Here is a 19,589-nt window from a genome sequence, read left to right as displayed (position 1 = left end):
GGCCCGCATGAGCGACTCCCTTGACCTCAGCCTGGACGGCGTAGAACGCCGATCACTGGCTGACTTCACCGAACAGGCCTACCTCAACTACTCCATGTACGTGATCATGGACCGTGCCTTGCCGCACATCGGCGACGGCCTGAAACCGGTACAGCGGCGCATCATCTACGCGATGAGCGAGCTGGGCCTGGGGGCCGACGCCAAGCACAAGAAGTCGGCGCGTACCGTCGGTGATGTTCTCGGCAAGTTCCATCCGCACGGCGATTCGGCCTGCTACGAAGCCATGGTGCTGATGGCTCAGCCGTTCAGCTATCGCTACACGCTGGTAGACGGGCAGGGTAACTGGGGTGCGCCGGATGATCCCAAGTCCTTCGCTGCCATGCGTTACACCGAGGCGCGCCTGTCGCGCTACTCCGAAGTGTTGCTCAGCGAACTGGGTCAGGGGACCGCGGACTGGGTGCCGAACTTTGACGGCACGCTCGACGAGCCCGCAGTGTTGCCTGCACGGTTGCCGAATATTCTGCTCAACGGCACCACCGGTATCGCCGTCGGCATGGCCACTGATGTTCCGCCGCACAACCTGCGCGAAGTTGCCAGCGCCTGCGTGCATCTGCTCGACGAGCCCAAGGCCACGATTCCAGAGCTGTGCGAGCATATTCTGGGGCCGGATTATCCGACCGAAGCCGAGATCATCACGCCGCGTGCCGACCTGCTGAAAATCTATGAAACCGGTCGTGGTTCGGTGCGTATGCGTGCCGTGTACCGCATCGAAGATGGCGATATCATCGTCACGTCGCTGCCGCATCAGGTTTCCGGTGCCAAGGTGCTGGAGCAGATCGCCGCGCAGATGCAGGCCAAGAAACTGCCGATGGTTGCCGACTTGCGTGACGAGTCGGACCACGAAAACCCTTGCCGCATCGTGATCATCCCGCGCTCCAACCGGGTTGAGCTGGACGAACTGATGCAGCATCTGTTCGCGACCACGGAGCTTGAATCCAGTTATCGGGTCAACATCAACATCATTGGCCTGGACGGCAAACCGCAGCTCAAGAACCTCAAGACGCTGCTCAGCGAATGGCTGACGTTCCGTATCGGCACTGTGCGTCGTCGTTTGCAATTTCGTCTGGACAAGGTCGAGCATCGCCTGCACCTGTTGGACGGTTTGCTCACGGCTTACCTGAATCTGGATGAGGTGATCCACATCATCCGTACCGCCGAACATCCCAAGGCGGAGCTGATTGCGCGTTTCGGTCTCTCGGAAATTCAGGCTGACTACATCCTCGACACCCGCCTGCGCCAATTGGCACGTCTGGAAGAGATGAAGCTGCGCAGCGAGCAGGATGCCCTGCGTAAAGAGCAGGCCAAGCTTCAGGCGTTGCTGGGCAGTGAATCCAAACTGCGCAAGCTGGTGCGCGCCGAGCTGATCGCCGACGCTGAAACCTATGGTGATGACCGTCGTTCGCCGATCGTTGCCCGCGCCGAAGCCAAGGCGCTGTCTGAAAACGAATTGATGCCCACTGAGCCGGTGACCGTCGTGCTGTCGGAAAAAGGCTGGGTGCGTTGCGCCAAAGGTCATGACATCGATGCCACCGGGCTTTCCTATAAAGCCGGAGATGGCTTCAAGACGTCGGCCATTGGCCGTTCCAACCAGTTTGCGGTGTTCATCGACTCGACCGGACGCAGCTATTCGGTTGCCGCGCACACCCTGCCGTCCGCACGGGGGCAGGGCGAGCCGTTGACCGGCAAGTTGCAACCGCCACCGGGCGCGACCTTTGAATGTGTGTTGCTGCCCGAAGACGACGCGCTGTATGTGATCGCCTCCGATGCCGGTTACGGTTTTGTGGTCAAGGGTGAAGACCTGCAAGCCAAGAACAAGGCCGGCAAGGCGCTGTTGAGCTTGCCGGGCGGGGCGAAAGTTATTCTGCCGCGCCCCGTGGCTGACCGTGAGCTGAACTGGCTGGCGGCGGTGACCACCGAAGGTCGCCTGCTGGTCTTCAAAGTCAGCGATTTGCCGCAACTGGGCAAAGGCAAGGGCAACAAGATCATCGGCATTCCGGGCGAACGGGTCGCCAGTCGTGAAGAATATGTAACCGATCTGGCAGTGATCGCACAGGGCGCTACGCTTGTGCTTCAGGCGGGCAAACGAACGCTGTCGCTCAAGCCTGAAGACCTCGAACATTACAAGGGAGAGCGCGGTCGCCGTGGCAATAAACTGCCAAGGGGCTTCCAGCGGGTCGACGCATTATTGGTGGAAAATAGCTGAAAACATTGATCTGGCACCAACGTTCTTCGTTTTGCCATGAAGTACGATGCATAATCGCTGGAGTCATGATGCATATTCACGGATGATATGGGGTCTTGGGGTGCATGCGTGGCTCAGTGCCTGCATGGGTCTTGAAAGTACTAATACTGTGGCTTGTCTGTGGACGGCCACCTGGATGGGATGATGAATTTTCTACGCCTTCCCCTGATCTTGCTGATGACTGGCGTTCTGGGTCTGGCTGGTTGCAGTTCGCGCCAGCCGACCGCGCTGTATCAGCTCGATAGCGGTGAGCCTGGTCAGCCGAAACAGAGTAGCGGTCTGGCAGTATTGCTGGGTCCTGTTTCGGTGGCCGACTATCTGCAACGCGAAACCCTTTTACAACGCCAGCCGGATGGCACCCTGACCGCATCGCCTGACGGGCGCTGGGCGGGCAACCTGTCTTCGGATATCGACCAGTTGCTCCTGCGCCAACTGGCCTGGAAACTGGACAGCCAGCGAGTCGTAATGGCGCCTGCGGTTGCCAATTTCACGCCGGACGTTCAGGTCGTATTGTCGATCACCCGTCTGGACTCCGGTGCCAAACAGCCTGCGGTTCTGGATGCGCAATGGCGTCTTCTGGACCGCAAAGGCCATGTCCGCGACAGCCGACTGGTCCACCTTGAGCAAGTCCATGCCGGCAGCTCTGCCGACCAGGTCAAGGCGCAAGGCATGCTCTTGCAGCGCCTGGCCGATCAGGTCAGCACGGCGATCAAGCCGATTTCCTGGCAGCCGCTCGAAGAGCCAAAAAAGGCCCCGGTGGCCAAGGCCAAAGAGCCTGACAAGCCACGCATGCCAATGGCATCGCCGATACGTACCGACCTTGAGGTGTTCCGCTTCTAGACTGAATCGGACAAACAAAAAAGCCCGCAGCGATGCGGGCTTTTTGTTGGGGGTTCGGACGCTTCTCGTTTCAGTCCGGGTACCTATCGTTCATCACGTTCCAGAGTAGGAATGCCGTGCGTGACGCTCTGCGTCACAAATCTGCGCCACGCCCCCCGCCCTCAAGATCGGACGCAGAGCGTCGCACGATAGGTTATCAGCAGCACGATAGTTGAGATTGTCGTTCCTGACGCTCAGTGTTCAGAACGACATGCCGACGCAGAGCGTCGGCACGATAGTTATGGTGATGTGATGGGCGCCAGAGGCGACTGTCAGCCTTTGTTGGATTCGTGCATGCGCGACAGTTGGCGTTCGAGCATGGACGGGTAGGGCTCCATCAGACGCTCCACACAGCAGGCACCTTCCGGGCTTGCGATGGGGCGGATGCGGGCGCGCTGGCGGATCAGCGGGTCATCGTTGATTCGCCGCTCGACCAGCAGCAGGTTGCGGCTGTGCTGAGACAACGCCAAGGCGTCCTGCGCCGTTTCAGTCAGCAACAGGTCTATCTGGCTCAGGCCGCTGAGGTTCTCACCCAGGGTCAGGCCCAGTTGCAGTTGCAAGGTAATACCGCTGTCGGCCACTTCGATCTGCAAGGCGTGGCTTAGCGCGCGCAGCAACTCGCCGCAGCAAATGGCGTTGGTCAGGTAGTCGTCACCGCTTTCGTGGCTGTGGAACAGCATCAGCGTGCTGCCGTCGTTCAGCGTGTGCAGCTCGCCTTCGTACACCGAGGCGGCCTGATCGACACAGTCGCGATAGCGCTGCAGCAGTTCGGTCAAGCGTGCGCGCGGCAGACGGCGTAACTGATCCTGTGCGCCCAGCTGAACAGCCAGCACGGCACTGTTGTGCGGCTCTTGTTGAGCGACAGGCGATGCAGCAGGGCGCGCAACGGGTGTGCTGCCTGAGGTGTCACGCAGGTCCGCGAACGGGTCTTCGTCATCATCCTCATCTTCTTCTGCGACGATGCGACGCTGGACGGGCGGCGCCGGCAGGCGAGGTTTTGCTTCGCTGGCGCGTGCAGAGGTGGGTGGGGCAGGCTTTTCTTCCGGCTCCAGGTAGGGATCCTCGCCTTCGTCTTCGTCGCCTTCATATTCAGGCTCGGGCAGCGGTTCTGGCTCCGGCACTGGCGGTGCGAACGAGGTGCGCAGTTGCCGGGCCAGATCGCCGATTTCATCCTGACGGTCTGTGGCTGGCGTATACGGGTCGATATCGCGCAGCCAGATGCGCATTTGCATCAGCGGGGTGGAGATATGGCGACCGAGGCGCAGGCTCAGGGCCAGCGCCAGCGCCAGCAGGATGCCCGCCAGAATGCCCATGCTCTGCAGGCTGATGGTCATCGGTTGCTGGAACTGCGACATGTCGAGGCTGATGCGCAGATGACCCGCCATCACGTCCTGGAACGTGATCTTGATTTCATACAGGCCCTGCGCCTCGCCCAGAAGCCCGTTTTTCGGGCGCTGGCCGGCTTCCGCCAGAATGCGGTTATCCACACTGTAGATAGCGGCATGCGCTACCAGCGGGTTTTTGACCAGATTGCCCAGCAGCACGTTGAGACTGAGGATGTCGTTGGACACCAACAGCTCGGTAGCCGAGGTGGCGGTCTGGGTCGTCAGGGCCTGCCCCAGCGCATCCGCCTGTTCGTGCATGGCCTGCTTGAACTGCAGGCCCATGACACCGGCGTAGATCACCAGCGCCAAAGCGACCAGGATCACGTTATGGCTGGCAATGCGCAAAGCGATCGGTACACGGCGATGACGCAGGGCACGAAAGATGAGCAGGAAGAAATTATCGGTTTTAACAGGCGTGGGCCGGTTCACAGAGCACGGCTCTTTCGGTGAAGTTGTCGCGCAGTATAACGAGCGACCCAGTAGCGGCAAAGCGCTGCCTGTGCCCGGTGGTCACTGAATGTGGTTAGAATGCGGTTTTTTTCCACTGCGGGGGTGCGCCTTGCGCGAAATTGTCCTGATTAACATCACCGGTGTCGACCGTCCAGGTCTCACTGCGGCTATCACCGGCGTCCTGGCTCAGGGTGGCGTGAACATTCTCGACATCGGTCAGGCGGTGATCCACGACACGCTGTCGTTCGGCATTCTGGTTGAAATTCCGGATACCGTGCAGGGCTCGTCCGTGCTCAAGGACATCCTGTTTACCGCCTACAAGCTGGACCAACAGGTGCGTTTCACGGCCGTGTCCGAAGAAGGCTATCAGCATTGGGTCGAGGGCCAGGGCAAGGCACGGCACATCGTGACGCTGCTGACCCGCAAGGTCACCGCCGAGCAATTGCAGTGTGTCAGCGCCATCACTGCCAAATACGGGTTGAATATCGACCAGATCGATCGCCTGTCCGGGCGCATGCCGCTCGATACCCCGGCTGACAAGGGCAAGGGCTGCATCGAGTTCACCGTGCGCGGCGAGCCTGCCGACCCGAAAGCCATGCAGGCCGAGTTCCTCGCCGTGGCCCAGGAGCTGAATGTCGATATCGCCTTCCAGCAGGATTCGCTGTTCCGCCGCAACCGGCGTCTGGCGGTGTTCGACATGGACTCGACGCTGATCGAGGCCGAAGTGATCGACGAGCTGGCCAAGGCCGCAGGCGTCGGCGAGCAGGTTGCCGAGATCACCGAACGGGCAATGCGCGGCGAACTGGATTTCAGTGAGAGCTTCAAGGAGCGTCTGGCGTTGCTCAAGGGGCTGGACGTCGGCGTGCTGGATGAAATCGGTGCTTCGCTGCGGCTGACCGAAGGCGCTGAAACGCTGTTCTCCGAGCTCAAGCGGCTGGGTTACAAGACCGCGATCCTGTCCGGTGGCTTCACTTATTTCGCCAAACAGCTGCAAGCGAAGCTGGGCATCGATTACGTGTATGCCAACGAACTGGAAGTGGTCGATGGCAAAGTCACCGGCGTGGCCGTCGAGCCTATCGTCAATGCTCAGCGCAAGGCTGACCTGCTGCGCGAACTGGCGCACAAGGAAGGCTTGAGTCTGGAGCAGACCATCGCAGTCGGCGACGGTGCCAATGACCTGCCGATGCTGGCCATTGCCGGGCTGGGTGTCGCGTTCCGTGCCAAGCCGCTGGTCAAGCAGTCCGCCAAACAGGCGATTTCAACTTTGGGGCTGGATGGGGTTCTGTACCTGCTGGGCTTTCGCGACCGCGAAGGAAAACGCTGAGTCGCAGTCGTTGCGATCTCCAGGGTATTGCAACGACTACAGCGTGCCCCACAGGGAATCGAATTCCTGCCCCGGCTTCGCCTGTTCGACCTCGGCGGCTTTCGGCGCGTCGTAGATCTGATACTCGAACTGGTTGTAACTGGCGCTGCTGATGCGCCGGTTGCTCAGTGAGGCGCGGCGCTCTTCACCATCGACGTTGATCATCACCTTGCTGCCTTCCTGAAACGGCAGACGTGGTGCGAGCACGGTCGGCGGTTTTTCCATCGCGCGTACTTCCGGCAGCATCAACGTGCGCAGGTATTGGCTGTTCTGCTGTTCGCGTATCAGTTGCATGCCGCATGGCTGGGCGAAGGGAGCGATCAGCTCGATGCCCATTTGCGTGCCGCCGCTGCGTACCTGCCGGACCCAGCGCACGATGGCAACGCTCCAGCCCAGGCCTGAGTCGTCCTGAATGCCCACCAGCTCGCCGGCCTGCAATTGCTGTGGCACTTCCTTCTGCCATGCCAGGCAGTAGCCGCCCGGGCTGTGGTTGACGATATTCAGGTCGAAGGTCGGAAACGCGTGCTGGCCGTTGGAAAGCGAGTCGTTGTCGCCCTCAATCTTCGGGTATTCGATCTCTTCGTAGGGCAGCAGCACGGATGAAGTCTTGCCGCGATGTGTGTCGAAGGCGGAGGACCAAGGGTCATCCTCTTCATCAGTATTGGCGATCTTGAGCGAGAAATTCGCAGCACCGCTCGCGCTGTTCAATTGCAGCAAATCGCTGAACGAGCGCTGGCCCGCCACGTAGAAATGCAGCGCACTCATGCCGATGCACAGTTTCAGCGTGCCCTGGCCTGGCGTGCGATGAAAGGTGCGTTCAGCCACATCGCCCCAGGCGACCGCCAGATGTTGCAACAGGTCAGTGTTGATGCCGGTCGGAATCAACAGCGTTGAAGGGGAGCGTTGATCGTCCGGCAGCGCCAGATACTGGTTGATCGCCTCTGCCAGCGCGAAGGTATTGATGCCCAGCAGCCTGGACGATTGCTCATCGGTGAATAACGCGTGGTACAGCGGCGGCTTGTCGACCGTCGGGTCCAGGGCGAACAGGCCGTTTTGCTCGGCAGGCCATTGCAGTTTGACCAACGGGCTCCACGCTTCCAGGGCATCGGCCAGCTTGCCGATGTTCAACTGACGCATCTGATTGCAACGCGAGCAGCCCATCAATAACGCGATCACATACGTCTGTTCAATGCTCAATGCTTTGGTGTGGTGCGCCAGCGGCTCATCGACCAGCGCATGGTGCAACTGGTACTGGCGGGCAATCTGGTAAATCTGGTGCAGTTCGAGCCAGAGGCCGTCTTGAACAGGGCAGTACAGCTGATTGGCACGAATCAGCGGCCCGGTGAGCCCGTGCAATGCGCGTTGCAATGCCATGCTGAACAGCCCGGCCTGATCTCGGGTGTAGCGCGACGCTACTTGTTGGATGATCTGCTTGTAACCGGTTGCCAGGTGGTTTTGCAGGGCCTGGCAAAGATTGGCAACCTTGCGCGGGCGCTCGTCGAGCACGATGGCCTGATTGAGAAAGTGACGCTCAAGGTGCTTGCAGACGAAATAGACTTCCGGCCGCAGCAGTTCCAGCAGTTGCAGGCGATTGTCGCCAGGGGTGATCAACTGGTTAAGCTCGGTCAGGCCCTGATAGAGCTGACGGGCCATTTCCCCGAGGTTTGCCTTGGGCAGCCTGGAGATCCAGCGCTTGATGTCGCGGGGGTTTGCTTCACAGAATGTCAGGCTCGACTGCGTCGGCGTGTGGGCACGCAACAGCAGAGGAAGGCTAAAATTACTCATGTGACAGGCTGACTCCAACAACTCACTGGCCCGGACGGTGGCTTTAAATGGGGGATGACTTCATCGCGGATCAGCGATCTGTCGAGCATACGCCCATGAAAGTGCGAAGTATCCTACAACACCGGTTGGACGACTTTAACAGTATCGGCATCACCCTGCAGTAATTGTGGCATTAGGCCGGTATGTATGGCTTCAAGTTTCATGAGCGTTGCTGTCCATGCAGCGCTCATGCCCTGTCAGTGTCGCCGCGATCAGGCCTGAGCTGGAGCTGCCAGCGCCTGGCCCATCTGAACCTTGGAGCCTGCGGTCAACTGTTCAGCCCATTTCACCTGGTTTGGTCCGAACAGCACAATGGCGGTAGAACCCAGTTTGAAGCGGCCCATTTCGGCGCCTTTCTCCAGATGAATCGGCGCACGCGCGGCTTCGTCGTAGCTGAAGGTCTTCAGTTCGCGCTTGGGTGGCGTGACCAGCCCGGCCCAGACCGTCTCGACCGACGCTACGATCATCGCACCCACCAGCACCACGGCCATCGGCCCGCGCTCGGTGTCGAACAGGCAAACCACGCGCTCGTTACGGGCGAACAGCTCCGGCACATTTTCAGCGGTGGTCTGGTTGACCGAGAAGATACGGCCCGGCACATAGACCATTTCGCGCAGCGTACCGGCCAATGGCATGTGTACGCGGTGGTAGTCCTTCGGCGACAGGTAAACGGTCGCGAACTCGCCGCCCATGAACGGCGCGGAGAGCTTTGGATCACCGCCCAGCAGCTCAAGCACGCTGAAGCTGTGGCCCTTGGCCTGGAAAATGCGGCCGTGATCGATAGGGCCCAACTGGCTGATGGCGCCGTCGGCTGGCGAAAGAATCGCGCCAGGCGTGGTGTCCATCGGGCGGGCATCGGCTTTCAGCGCGCGGGTGAAGAACGCGTTGAAGTGTTCGTACGAGGTGAGGTCCTCGACCAGCGCTTGAGACATGTCCACTTGATAGCGGCGGGCGAACCACGCTGTAAACGCGTTCTTGAACCAGCGCACGCGGCATTCGGCAACGCAGCCGGCCAGGCGGGACAGCAGATGGTGCGGCAACAGGTGCTGACTGAGAATAAACAAGCGGTCTTTCATTGAGGGTCCTGAAGATGAGTGTCCTGAAGATGAATGTCCTGAAAATTTTTGAGAACCCTTACTCCATTCAGTGGCGCGAACAGGCTCAATGGTTCCGGCTGGCTGGACAGGCGCTGCCGGTTCAATGACCTCAGCCGTTTCAATGGGTGCAACGGCCACGGTGGGTACTTCAACCGGCGTATCAGGATGATTGCCCCATTCTCCCCACGAGCCGGCGTAAGCCTTGACCCTTGGGTAGCCCAGCGCCTTGGCCACCAGATAGGTGAAGCCCGAGCGGTGGTGAGTCTGACAATGGGTGATCACTTCCTTGTCAGGCGTGATGCCCAGGTCTTGCAGAATCTGCGGCATGTCCTGACGAATGCGCAGGTTGCGCGCTTTGTCCATGCCCGCCGTCCACTCGAAGTTGACTGCGCCGGGAATGTGTCCACCTTTGGCGGCGACCACTTTTTCGCCCGAATATTCGGTAGGTGCGCGTGCGTCCCAGATTGCCAGGTCATCTGCGCCCAGGCGGCTCTGCAGGTATTCACGGGTGGCGGTGGGTTCGTCGTGCAGTGTCAGCGCAACCGGGCCGCCAGCAACCGGCGGCACCTCGGTGCTCAATGGCAGTGCTTGCGCTTCCCAGGCCAGCACGCCGCCGTCCAGATAGTGGTAGCCGCTATGGCCGATGACATCCAGCAACCAGATGAAACGCCCGGCCCAGCCACCGCCCTCGTCATCGTAGACAACGTAGACCGCATCGGGGTTGTGGCCCAGCTCGCCGAACAACTGCTCCAGGTCGGCCGTGTCCGGTAGCAGGCCGGGCGCCGGTGGCTTGCCCAGTTGCGTACGTTTCGGGTCGACGAAGCGAGCGCCGCGAATATGCCCGGCTTCGTAGCGAGCGCTGCTGGTCAGATCCACGAGAATCAGTTCAGGGGCGTCGAGACGCTCAAGCAGATCGTTGGGTTCGATGACCAGCGACAAGCCAGTGAATGCGGACATTTGCAGCCTCCGATGAAAAGAAAGACGCGAATTGTACGCCAGGCCTCACGCTTTGCGATGACTAAAGATGCCAAGTGCCCGTTCAATGCATTGCGCGGTTTTTCCGAAGGCCTGAACGGAAATTTCCGACAAGGCCCCTCCACCCTGATCGGCGACCACCAGCAACATGACCTTGCCGTTGTTGCTCAGCGAGCGAATCAGCCAGTGCTGGCCACTGAACAGCGTTTTTAGCGGCGCAGGCAGCAGCGCAGAAAACTGCGCAATGTTGGCGGGCGTCATGCGCAACTGCGTCGGTTGGGTCAGCAGGCGTTGCAGTACGGTGCTTTCCTTGGTGAACAGCTGCATGGCCGCCGCTTCCGCTGGCAGGCCGGCGGTCTGATTGACGCGCAGCACGGTGGAGGTCTTGTCCAGCATCAGCAGCATGACCCGTTCCATGCCGCACGACATGAACGCGTCGCGAGCGGTGGTGGTCAGGTGCATAGCGTTGATGAACGGGCTGGGTTCTTGCAGCAATTGGGCGCAATGTTTGCGCCACAGTTGCAGGGCGTCGGCCGAGGGCGGCGGTGCCGGTTCGTTGTCGCGTCTGACGCGCCGTGCGTCCCAAGGCCATATCAGCGATTCGGCCGGGTGCCAGAGGTCTTTTTCCGAATGAATGCGTGCGCTGCTGGCGGCGTTCTGGTGCGCCTGCTGCTGCACATCGCTGAGCGGTTGCTGCAGGTACAGGCTGGTCAGCCGCTCCCAGCGCAGACAGTGCGGGCTGTTCCAGGCATTTTGCGCCGCCAGTGCCAGGCCGTTGCCCAGCAATACGGTGTTGGCCGGCTGATTCAGCCAGCGGCGCAGATTCGGGTCGGCGTCCATCAGTTGCTGCTGTTGCAGCGGGCTGTTTTTTTCGCGAGAAATACGCAGCACCTTGGCCAGGTCGCGCCGTTCATTGATCAGCAGTTTGTAGCCGCGTGTGACCCAGATCGGCAGGCGCCAGAACTCGGCGAGGGCCAGGCACAGTTCCAGCAGGTTGACGCCAAACAGCTCTTTTTCCACCGCAAGGCTGGATTGGCCCTTGTGGATGACCCGCAATTCCAGTTCTTCCAGCAGTTTCGGGTAAGCCAGCGCCATCGGCCACAGCGGCGAAAGAAACAGCAGGCTGCCCATATGGATGTCCTGCCAGAGCCGTGCAAGGCGGCTGGCAAACAGCCCGTTGGCCTGTTGCGTGGCGTGCTGGCTGACCAGAATCAACTGTCGGTAGGCGGCCGGGATTTCCTCGGGCGGTTTGGCCGGCAGGCGTCCCAGAAGCGTTTCGGTACGCGCCAGCCCCAGACGGTTTATCGCGATTTCGAGGCTCTCGGCCTGTTCGGTCAAGCCATGAGTGTGATGATTGGCCTCGCGCATCACGCTGAGCACCAGCGCAGGGCTTTCCTGCATCATTTCGGCGATTTCACGCAGCGAGCGGCGGCTGTCGTTCAACGCTGAACGAACGTGAGCATGATTGACGGCCGGCACCGGCAGCGCGATGCCGTCAAGCTGTTTGACCCAGGCATCAAGCGTCTTGGGAACCAGATGATGTGCTACATGTGCTGTCGACATTCTATGGCCTGTGCGGCTGATTATCCGGGCTGGAAGACTGCCAGTGTGCGGGGTTGGACAGCCAGTTTCCCCTTTTTATCGGACCGGGAAAATGGTTTTTCACAAGAACCGGCTATAGTCTGGCCCAGTTAGGCCGATAAGGAGAAGAAGAGATTCAAGAACTTCCGGACTGTCCCTGAACCCGACTCAGTAAAGTATTTTTTCCTATGGCTAAAATTATCGGCATCATTGTCGTTATCGCGAGTGTCCTCGGCGGATACGTACTGTCCCATGGCAAGATCATGGCGCTGTTCCAGCCCTACGAGGTCTTGATCATCGGCGGTGCAGCACTGGGCGCGTTCCTCCAGGCCAACCCTGGCTACATGTTCATGCACGTGTTCAAGAAGTCGCTGAAGATGTTCGGTACGCGCTTCACACACGCCTATTACCTCGAAGTGCTGGGGTTGGTCTACGAAATCCTCAACAAGAGCCGCCGTGAAGGCATGATGGCGATTGAAGGAGATATCGAAGACGCGGCCTCCAGCCCGATCTTCGCCAAGTACCCCGGTGTGCTTAAAGATGAACGCATGACTGCGTACATCTGCGACTACCTGCGCATCATGTCGTCCGGCAACATGGCTCCCCACGAGCTGGAAGGCCTGTTCGACATGGAACTGCTGAGCATGAAAGAAGATCTTGAGCATCCATCCCACGCCATTACCGGTATCGCCGACGGTATGCCCGGCTTCGGCATCGTGGCTGCGGTACTGGGTATTGTGGTGACAATGGCGTCGCTGGGTTCGGGCGACAAGGCTGCGATCGGTATGCACGTAGGTGCGGCGCTGGTCGGTACGTTCTTCGGTATTCTCGCGGCTTACGGTTTCTTCGGCCCTCTGGCCACCAGCCTTGCGCACGACGCCAAAGAAGAAATGAACGTCTATGAGAGCATCAAGGCGTCGCTGGTGGCTTCAGCCTCCGGCATGCCGCCTTCGCTGGCCGTCGAGTTTGGCCGCAAGGTTCTCTATCCGCTGCATCGCCCCAGCTTCAGCGAGCTGGAACAAGCGGTTCGCGGTCGCTAAGTCATGGAAAATAATCAGCCGATTATCATCAAGCGCGTAAAGCGCTTTGGTGGCGGACATCACGGCGGTGCCTGGAAAATCGCATTTGCCGACTTCGCGACGGCGATGATGGCGTTCTTTCTGGTGCTGTGGCTGATGTCCTCTGCAACGCCGGAGCAGCTGCTCGCGGTGGCCGGTTACTTCAAAGACCCGGTCGGCTTCTCCGACAGCGGCTCACCGTATGTGATCGACCTGGGCGGCTCGCCGGAAATGTCGCCGAACCAGACGCTCAACCCTGAGGTCAAGACCACCCCTTCGCCAGACACGGTGCCTATTGAGGCCGAAACGTCGGAAACCAAGGCCGAGGCGGTCGAGCAGGAGCGTCTGGAGATGCTGTTGCAGGAGCTGCAGAACAAGGTCGAGGAAAACCCGCAACTGCAGAAATTCAAGGACCAGATTCTGTTCGAGATCACCCAGGACGGGTTGCGTATCCAGATAATGGACGCCGACAACCGACCGATGTTCGACTCGGGCAGTGCGCGTCTGAAGCCTTATTTTGAAGACATCCTGCTGGCGCTGGCTGACACGATCAGAAGCGTGCCTAACAAGATCAGCATCAGTGGCCACACCGATGCGACGCCATTCGTTGGTAACAACGGCTTTGGCAACTGGGAGCTGTCGGCCAACCGTGCCAACGCTGCGCGCCGTGCGCTGGTCGCTGGTACTTATCCGGATTCACAGGTGGCCAGAGTCGTGGGTTATGCCTCGTCGGCGCTGTATGACCGCGAGAACCCGACCAACCCGGTCAACCGCCGCATTGATATCGTGGTGCTGACCAAAAAGGCTCAGCATCGTATCGAAGGCGATCAGAACTCCGGTGGTGCACCGCCAGTCAAGCCTGCACCAGCGCCTGCCGGTGGTCCCGCTGCGCCAGGCGCTTCGACTGCCGCGCCGGTCGATCCGCAGGCCTACGCCCAGCCACACGAGATCCGGCAGAAGCTGAACATCTTCGATGAGGGCAAGTTACGGGTCGAGCCGGCCCAGAACTGAGCCGCAACACACTCACACAAGAACGCCGCGATCATCGCGGCGTTTTTGTGTGGCTTTCAGGTGTCAGTAACTGTCTTGCGGCAGGCTGGCGATGATCGAGCGATAGCTGTTCATGCGCTGCTGTTGCACGCGACCGTCTTCCAGGCCCTTGAGCAGGGCACAACCTGGCTCGCGGTCGTGTTTGCAGTCGCGGAAACGGCAAGTGCCGATCAGGTCGTTGAACTCGATGAAGCCGGCTTCGACGTCTGCCCGGCTGACGTGACCCAGGCCGAACTCACGAATACCCGGTGAGTCGATCAGGTCGCCGCCGCGGGGAAAGTGAAACAGGCGGGCGGTGGTGGTGGTGTGCGTGCCCTGGCCGGACACTTCGGACAGCGGGCCGACGCGGGTGTCGGTTTCCGGTAGCAGGCTGTTGACCAGCGAGGACTTGCCGACACCGGACTGACCGACGAACACACTGATGTGGCCATCGAGCTGGCTTTGCAGCGACTGCATGCCGTCGCCCTGGTGCGCGGACACTTCCAGCACCGGGTAACCGAGCGTGCGATAAACCGCCAACAGCGCATTGAGCGCCGGCGCGTTCTGTTCGTCGATCAGGTCGGCTTTGTTGAGCAGCAGCAGCGGATGAATGCCGGCGTGCTCGGCGGCGACCAGATAGCGGTCGATCAGGTTGGCGTGCGGCTCGGGCATTGGCGCAAAGACGATCACGATCAGATCGACGTTGGCCGCCACAGGCTTGAGCTGGCCGCGGGAGTCCGGGCGACGCAGTTCGGTGGTGCGCGGCAATTGCGCGACGATCACACCGATGCCCTGATTGCCGGCACGCCAGACAACGCGATCACCGGTGACCAGCGCGGGCAGGTTGGCGCGCAGGTGGCAGCGAAATACCTTGCCGACGTCTTCGCCTTCCTGGGCCTCGACTTCGACCTGTACGCCAAAGTGCGCGATTACCAGGCCTGTCTGCTCGGGGCCGAGGTCGCCGCCCTCCAGTGTTTCAAGCGTGACGGACTCGCGCTTTGCCGCACGGGCCGCACGTTCGCCCTGAATTTTTTCGATGCGCCAGTTCTGACGACGATTGAGTTGGCGTTTGGCCATGGGTGTTCCGATGTGAAGTAAACAATGAATTAGGCAGTACGTTTGATCGGCAGGAGTCTAGCACGGCAGGGTGAGCTAAACTGCGCGCCTACGCTGAGGAGTCGACACATGCAGAACAAGCAGAATCTGATCTGGATCGATCTGGAAATGACCGGTCTGGACCCTGATACCGATGTCATCATCGAAATGGCCACAATCATTACGGACAGCGAGCTGAACACCCTGGCCGAAGGGCCGGTGATCGCCGTGCACCAGAGCGATGAAACGCTGGCAAAAATGGATGAGTGGAACACTCGCCAACACGGCGGCTCGGGCCTGACCCAGCGCGTGCGCGAAAGCACCATCAGCATGGCCGACGCCGAGGCGCAGACCCTGGCGTTCATCAAGCTGTGGGTGCCGGAGCGCAGTTCGCCGATCTGCGGCAACAGCATCTGCCAGGACCGCCGCTTTTTGTATCGCCACATGCCGGCACTGGAAAACTACTTCCACTACCGCAACCTGGACGTCTCGACCCTCAAGGAGCTGGCCGCACGCTGGGCTCCGGAGCTGAAATTCAAGAAAGGCAGCACACATCTGGCGCTGGACGACATTCGTGAGTCGATCGCCGAGTTGCGCTTCTATCGCGAGCACTTCATCAAGCCTTGATCACGACGCGCGCGTGCAGTGAATAATCTTCGCTGCACTCTTTCAGTGCGCAGGTCCGCTGGTTAGACTGCGCGCCCTTGTCGCAGAGTCGCCGCCATGTTGCTGATGCTTTATCTGATCGCCATCACCGCTGAGGCCATGACCGGCGCGCTGTCTGCCGGGCGTCGCGGGATGGACTGGTTCGGCGTGGTGCTGATCGCCTGCGTGACTGCGCTGGGCGGTGGCTCGGTGCGTGACGTGCTGATCGGTCATTACCCGCTGACTTGGGTCAAGCACCCGGAATACCTGATGCTGACCAGCGTGGCGGCGTTGGTGACGATCTTTATCGCACCGCTGATGCGCCACCTGCGCTCGCTGTTTCTGGTGCTCGACGCACTGGGGCTGGTGGCCTTCACATTGATCGGCTGCATGACGGCACTGGAAGCCGGACATGGTCTGGTGATCGCGTCGGTGTGCGGCGTTATTACCGGGGTATTCGGTGGCATCCTGCGTGACATCTTCTGCAATGACATCCCGCTGATCTTCCGCCGCGAGCTGTACGCCAGCGTGTCGTTTCTGGCCGCGTGGTGTTTTCTGCTGTGCCAGTACCTGCAGTTGCCCAACGAACAGGCCGTGCTGATCACCCTGTTTGGCGGCCTGTTGCTGCGCCTGCTGGCCATCCGCTTCCACTGGGAAATGCCCAAGTTCGTCTATAAAGACGAGCCCTGAAGAGGACGCAGTGGGTTAAGAGTTGCATGCCCACGCGGACTACTCACAAGTCTTGTGGGAGCGAGCTTGCTCGCGAAGAGGCCAGCACGCGCGCTGCCAATTTAAAGCGGCGCCACGCCATGCCGCTGCAACGCCCATTCCACATGTTCCCTGACCAGCTCCGACGGGTAATCGCGCCGTGCTTGGAGGGCTTCGATCACCGGGATGGTGGACGGCGCGTTGCCCAGTCCTACGGCCAGGTTACGTAGCCAGCGCTCATAACCCGCCCGGCGCAGTGGCGAGCCTTCGGTGCTGCCGAGAAACTTTTCTTCATCCCACAGAAACAGCTCGGCCAGCCCGGCGTTGTCCAGGTTATGGCGTGGCTGGAAGTCGCTTTGATCGGTTGGGCGGGCGAAGCGGTTCCACGGGCAGACGATCTGGCAATCGTCACAGCCAAACACCCTGTTACCAATCAGCGGGCGAAGCTCTTCGGGAATTGCGGTTTTAAGCTCGATGGTCAGGTAGGAGATGCACCGTCGCGCATCCAGCACATAAGGCCCGACAAAGGCCGCCGTCGGGCAGATGTCCAGGCAGGCGGTACAGCGCCCGCAGTGTTCAGTCGCGTGAGGTGCATCCACCGGCAGCGGGATATCGACAAACAGCTCGCCGAGGAAGAAAAAGCTCCCGGCCTTACGGTTGAGTACTAGTGTGTTCTTGCCGATCCAGCCCAGCCCTGCCTGCTCGGCAATGGCTTTTTCCAGCACCGGCGCGCTGTCCACGAACGCTCGAAAGCCAAAGGGTCCGATAGCTTGCTGGATGCGCTCGGCCAGTTGTTGCAGGCGCTTGCGGATCAGCTTGTGATAGTCGCGGCCCAAGGCGTAGCGGGACACATAGGCTTTTTCCGGCTCGGTCAGGCGTTGCGCCATTTCGGTGTCGCCGGGCAGATAGTCCATGCGCAGCGACACCACGCGCAACGTTCCCGGCACCAGTTCGTCCGGGTGGGAACGTTTGCTGCCGTGGGCGGCCATATAGTCCATTTCGCCGTGATAGCCTGCGTCAAGCCAGCGCTGCAAGTGCTGCTCGTGCTCTGCCAGGTCAAGCCCGCTGATCCCTACTTCCTGAAAGCCCAGCTCACGCCCCCACGCCTTGATCGACAAGGTAAGGGTGGCAAGATCATCAAGTGTGGGGAGTGGAGCAGTAATAGCGGACATGCGCAGAGAGAAACCGGGACCAAGGTGCGTATAATTCTGCCAGACATCGGAGCCTATAGACGCATGTTCGACACTAAACCTCATTTACCCGACGCGCTGTACAGTGCGGCGCAGGTCCGCGACCTTGATGCCCGGCTGATTGCCGCCGGTACGCCAGGCCTGGAATTGATGCAGCGTGCAGCCCACGCCACGTGGCGCGCGATACGCAGGCGCTGGCCCGAGGCGAACCAACTGACGGTGCTGGCCGGACGTGGCAACAATGCCGGCGACGGTTATCTGGTGGCCGCGCTGGCGCACAAGGCGGGCTGGCAGGTCAACGTGCTGGCTGTCAGTGATCCGGCTGGGCTGACAGGCGATGCAGCGTCCGCGCACGCCGCGGCTTCGGGTATTGACACGCAAGCCTGGGGCGGGCAGCCGCTGGCCGGAGTGGTGCTGGATGCCCTGCTTGGCACTGGGCTCAACGGCGAGGTGCGCGAGCCCTTCCTTTCGGCCATTAACGCGATCAATGCCAGCGGGCTGCCGGTTGCAGCCGTGGACATTCCCTCGGGCCTGAGCGCCGACACCGGGCATAAATCGGGTGCGACAGTACGCGCCGACCTGACCGTCACCTTCATAGGCCTCAAGCTGGGGCTGCTGACCGGCGATGCGGCAGATCTGGTCGGCGAGCTGGTTTTTGACGATTTGCAGGCCGATCCGGCACTGGTTGCGCAGACGCCCGCCAGCGCCAAGCGTCTCGATGCGCACAACCTTCCTTATCTGGCACCGCGTCCGCGCACAGCCCATAAAGGTCTGTTCGGGCGCGTGCTGGTTATCGGTGGCGATCACGGCTTTGGCGGTGCGGCGTTGCTCTGCGCTGAAAGTGCCCTGCGCAGCGGTGCGGGCATGCTCACGCTGGCGACCCGCGCCGAGCATGTTCCGGCAGCCCTGACACGCATGCCGGAAATCATGAGCGCGGCCATTCGCTCGGCAAACCAGTTGATGGCGTTGATCGAGCCGGCCAGCGTGCTGGTGGTCGGGCCTGGCATGGGGCAGGGCAGTTGGGGGCGCAGCCTGTTGTCGGCTGCCGCCAACGCCGACCGGCCGCAGGTCTGGGACGCCGATGCGCTGAATATGCTGGCGGCCGGGCAGGTGAGCCTGCCGAAAAACAGCGTCATCACTCCGCATCCGGGCGAAGCCGCGCGTTTGCTGGGTGTCGGTATCAAGGACATTCAGGCCGATCGCCCTGCCGCTGTACGGGCGCTGGCCCGTAAATTCAATACCGTTTGTGTACTCAAGGGCTCGGGCAGCCTGATTGCCGATGCCGACGGGCGGCTGGCCCTGTGCAATCATGGGCACCCGGCGATGGCCACTGCGGGGCTCGGCGATGTGCTGGCCGGGTTGATCGGCGCGCTGATGGCGCAGCACCTGACGCCATTCGATGCTGCCTGTCTGGCCGTGTGGCTGCACGCCAGCGCCGGTCAGAAAGTGGGTGAATCCGGTCGCGGGCTGGCTGCCAGCGATATTATTCCCGCCATTCGTCAGTTATTGGAGGAGCTGCAACCGTGTCTGATTTAACGCTGCATGTGGTTGGCGAAGAGGCAATGATGAGTTTTGGTGCACGCCTTGCGCAGGTCACCGAGGGCGCAGGCGTGATCTTTCTGGACGGCGATCTGGGCGCCGGAAAAACCACCCTTTCGCGGGGCATGATTCGCGGGTTCGGGCATGCCGGGGCTGTCAAGAGCCCGACTTTCACGCTGGTCGAGCCTTACGAAATCGGTGCAATACGCGTGTTTCACTTCGACCTGTATCGGCTGGTCGATCCTGAAGAGCTCGAGTACATGGGCGCACGCGATTACTTCGATGACGATGCACTTTGCCTGATTGAATGGCCCCAGCGTGGTGCAGGCTTTTTGCCAAAGCCTGACCTGACCATTACCATTGGGCCGCACGGTGAAGGTCGGTCCGTGATATTGAGCCCGCTGGGCTCGCGTGGTGAGCGCTGGTGTGCCACTTTGGCTTTGGAATTCAAATAGATATGGGGTTAGGT

Annotated in this window: 15 protein-coding genes and 1 pseudogene; 9 read left to right on the top strand and 7 right to left on the bottom strand. The window is 60.7% G+C overall.

The genetic code is table 11. The annotated features are described in order from the left end of the window. Window positions 1-7: 7 nt before the first annotated feature. The gene (gene parC, locus PSPTO_RS25650; RefSeq protein WP_005762992.1) at window positions 8-2,263 is read left to right on the top strand and encodes a DNA topoisomerase IV subunit A; all 2,256 of its coding nucleotides are present in this window, start codon (window positions 8-10) and stop codon (window positions 2,261-2,263) included. A 183-nt stretch (window positions 2,264-2,446) separates the two neighbouring features. Next, entirely contained in the window at window positions 2,447-3,142 is a 696-nt protein-coding gene (locus PSPTO_RS25645; protein WP_007244601.1) for a PqiC family protein, read from the top strand. 311 nt (window positions 3,143-3,453) lie between these two features. On the opposite strand, the gene PSPTO_RS25635 is transcribed toward PSPTO_RS25645, so the two are convergent. Beyond that, window positions 3,454-4,995, bottom strand: coding sequence for a HAMP domain-containing protein (locus PSPTO_RS25635; RefSeq protein ID WP_007244602.1), 1,542 nt, complete (start codon window positions 4,993-4,995; stop codon window positions 3,454-3,456). Window positions 4,996-5,125: 130 nt separating this feature from the next. Between PSPTO_RS25635 and serB the strand changes: the two genes are divergently transcribed. Then, the gene (serB, locus tag PSPTO_RS25630; RefSeq protein ID WP_003380690.1) at window positions 5,126-6,340 is read left to right on the top strand and encodes a phosphoserine phosphatase SerB; all 1,215 of its coding nucleotides are present in this window, start codon (window positions 5,126-5,128) and stop codon (window positions 6,338-6,340) included. A gap of 36 nt (window positions 6,341-6,376) precedes the next feature. Here the strand turns inward: serB and PSPTO_RS25625 are convergent, their stop codons facing one another. The 4 genes and pseudogenes from PSPTO_RS25625 to PSPTO_RS25615 all read right to left on the bottom strand — a co-directional run bounded on the left by PSPTO_RS25625 (window position 6,377) and on the right by PSPTO_RS25615 (window position 11,838). Continuing rightward, complete coding sequence (locus PSPTO_RS25625; protein ID WP_011105244.1) at window positions 6,377-8,164, bottom strand: hypothetical protein; 1,788 nt, start codon at window positions 8,162-8,164, stop codon at window positions 6,377-6,379. Window positions 8,165-8,415: 251 nt separating this feature from the next. After that, window positions 8,416-9,279 carry an archaetidylserine decarboxylase gene (asd, locus tag PSPTO_RS30420; RefSeq protein WP_046463663.1) on the bottom strand — a complete coding sequence of 288 codons (864 nt, stop codon included), beginning with the start codon at window positions 9,277-9,279 and terminating at the stop codon, window positions 8,416-8,418. 165 nt (window positions 9,280-9,444) lie between these two features. After that, a pseudogene (locus tag PSPTO_RS30415) lies at window positions 9,445-10,257 on the bottom strand (rhodanese-like domain-containing protein); the annotation flags it as partial. Window positions 10,258-10,302: 45 nt separating this feature from the next. Further along, window positions 10,303-11,838, bottom strand: coding sequence for an HDOD domain-containing protein (locus tag PSPTO_RS25615; protein WP_011105242.1), 1,536 nt, complete (start codon window positions 11,836-11,838; stop codon window positions 10,303-10,305). Between the two features lie 206 nt (window positions 11,839-12,044). Here PSPTO_RS25615 and motA point away from each other — a divergent pair, with 206 nt between their 5' ends. Both motA and motB read left to right on the top strand, forming a co-directional pair. Continuing rightward, entirely contained in the window at window positions 12,045-12,896 is an 852-nt protein-coding gene (gene motA / locus PSPTO_RS25610; protein WP_005763001.1) for a flagellar motor stator protein MotA, read from the top strand. A gap of 3 nt (window positions 12,897-12,899) precedes the next feature. After that, on the top strand, window positions 12,900-13,925 hold the full coding sequence (motB, locus tag PSPTO_RS25605) for a flagellar motor protein MotB (protein ID WP_005763003.1): 1,026 nt from the start codon (window positions 12,900-12,902) through the stop codon (window positions 13,923-13,925). A 63-nt stretch (window positions 13,926-13,988) separates the two neighbouring features. On the opposite strand, the gene rsgA is transcribed toward motB, so the two are convergent. Next, complete coding sequence (gene rsgA / locus PSPTO_RS25600) at window positions 13,989-15,020, bottom strand: small ribosomal subunit biogenesis GTPase RsgA (protein ID WP_005763005.1); 1,032 nt, start codon at window positions 15,018-15,020, stop codon at window positions 13,989-13,991. Window positions 15,021-15,128: 108 nt separating this feature from the next. Between rsgA and orn the strand changes: the two genes are divergently transcribed. Together orn and PSPTO_RS25590 are read left to right on the top strand one after the other, a co-directional pair. Next, window positions 15,129-15,665: an oligoribonuclease gene (gene orn / locus PSPTO_RS25595; RefSeq protein WP_005763007.1), complete on the top strand. Its 537-nt coding sequence runs from the start codon at window positions 15,129-15,131 to the stop codon at window positions 15,663-15,665. Window positions 15,666-15,761: 96 nt separating this feature from the next. Further along, window positions 15,762-16,373: a trimeric intracellular cation channel family protein gene (locus PSPTO_RS25590; RefSeq protein ID WP_003380698.1), complete on the top strand. Its 612-nt coding sequence runs from the start codon at window positions 15,762-15,764 to the stop codon at window positions 16,371-16,373. A 101-nt stretch (window positions 16,374-16,474) separates the two neighbouring features. Here the strand turns inward: PSPTO_RS25590 and queG are convergent, their stop codons facing one another. Next, on the bottom strand, window positions 16,475-17,563 hold the full coding sequence (gene queG / locus PSPTO_RS25585) for a tRNA epoxyqueuosine(34) reductase QueG (RefSeq protein ID WP_007244608.1): 1,089 nt from the start codon (window positions 17,561-17,563) through the stop codon (window positions 16,475-16,477). A gap of 63 nt (window positions 17,564-17,626) precedes the next feature. Here queG and PSPTO_RS25580 point away from each other — a divergent pair, with 63 nt between their 5' ends. Continuing rightward, the gene (locus PSPTO_RS25580; protein WP_011105241.1) at window positions 17,627-19,117 is read left to right on the top strand and encodes a bifunctional ADP-dependent NAD(P)H-hydrate dehydratase/NAD(P)H-hydrate epimerase; all 1,491 of its coding nucleotides are present in this window, start codon (window positions 17,627-17,629) and stop codon (window positions 19,115-19,117) included. Next, entirely contained in the window at window positions 19,105-19,575 is a 471-nt protein-coding gene (gene tsaE / locus PSPTO_RS25575) for a tRNA (adenosine(37)-N6)-threonylcarbamoyltransferase complex ATPase subunit type 1 TsaE (protein ID WP_003380701.1), read from the top strand. The genes PSPTO_RS25580 and tsaE overlap by 13 nt, the downstream gene beginning before the upstream one ends. Window positions 19,576-19,589: the final 14 nt, after the last annotated feature.

Source organism: Pseudomonas syringae pv. tomato str. DC3000 (assembly GCF_000007805.1).
GTDB classification, from domain to species: domain Bacteria; phylum Pseudomonadota; class Gammaproteobacteria; order Pseudomonadales; family Pseudomonadaceae; genus Aquipseudomonas; species Aquipseudomonas avellanae.
The sequence above is the reverse complement of the archived record's forward strand: the minus strand, read 5'-3'. Positions and strand labels throughout refer to the sequence as shown.

Bases quoted from the DNA above. Each gene is read 5' to 3' on its own strand.
- parC (WP_005762992.1), top strand. From the start codon at position 8: ATGAGCGACTCCCTTGACCTCAGCCTGGACGGCGTAGAACGCCGATCA.
- PSPTO_RS25645 (WP_007244601.1), top strand. From the start codon at position 2,447: ATGAATTTTCTACGCCTTCCCCTGATCTTGCTGATGACTGGCGTTCTG.
- PSPTO_RS25625 (WP_011105244.1), bottom strand. From the start codon at position 8,164: ATGAGTAATTTTAGCCTTCCTCTGCTGTTGCGTGCCCACACGCCGACG.
- asd (WP_046463663.1), bottom strand. From the start codon at position 9,279: ATGAAAGACCGCTTGTTTATTCTCAGTCAGCACCTGTTGCCGCACCAT.
- PSPTO_RS25615 (WP_011105242.1), bottom strand. From the start codon at position 11,838: ATGTCGACAGCACATGTAGCACATCATCTGGTTCCCAAGACGCTTGAT.
- motA (WP_005763001.1), top strand. From the start codon at position 12,045: ATGGCTAAAATTATCGGCATCATTGTCGTTATCGCGAGTGTCCTCGGC.
- motB (WP_005763003.1), top strand. From the start codon at position 12,900: ATGGAAAATAATCAGCCGATTATCATCAAGCGCGTAAAGCGCTTTGGT.
- rsgA (WP_005763005.1), bottom strand. From the start codon at position 15,020: ATGGCCAAACGCCAACTCAATCGTCGTCAGAACTGGCGCATCGAAAAA.
- orn (WP_005763007.1), top strand. From the start codon at position 15,129: ATGCAGAACAAGCAGAATCTGATCTGGATCGATCTGGAAATGACCGGT.
- PSPTO_RS25590 (WP_003380698.1), top strand. From the start codon at position 15,762: ATGTTGCTGATGCTTTATCTGATCGCCATCACCGCTGAGGCCATGACC.
- queG (WP_007244608.1), bottom strand. From the start codon at position 17,563: ATGTCCGCTATTACTGCTCCACTCCCCACACTTGATGATCTTGCCACC.
- PSPTO_RS25580 (WP_011105241.1), top strand. From the start codon at position 17,627: ATGTTCGACACTAAACCTCATTTACCCGACGCGCTGTACAGTGCGGCG.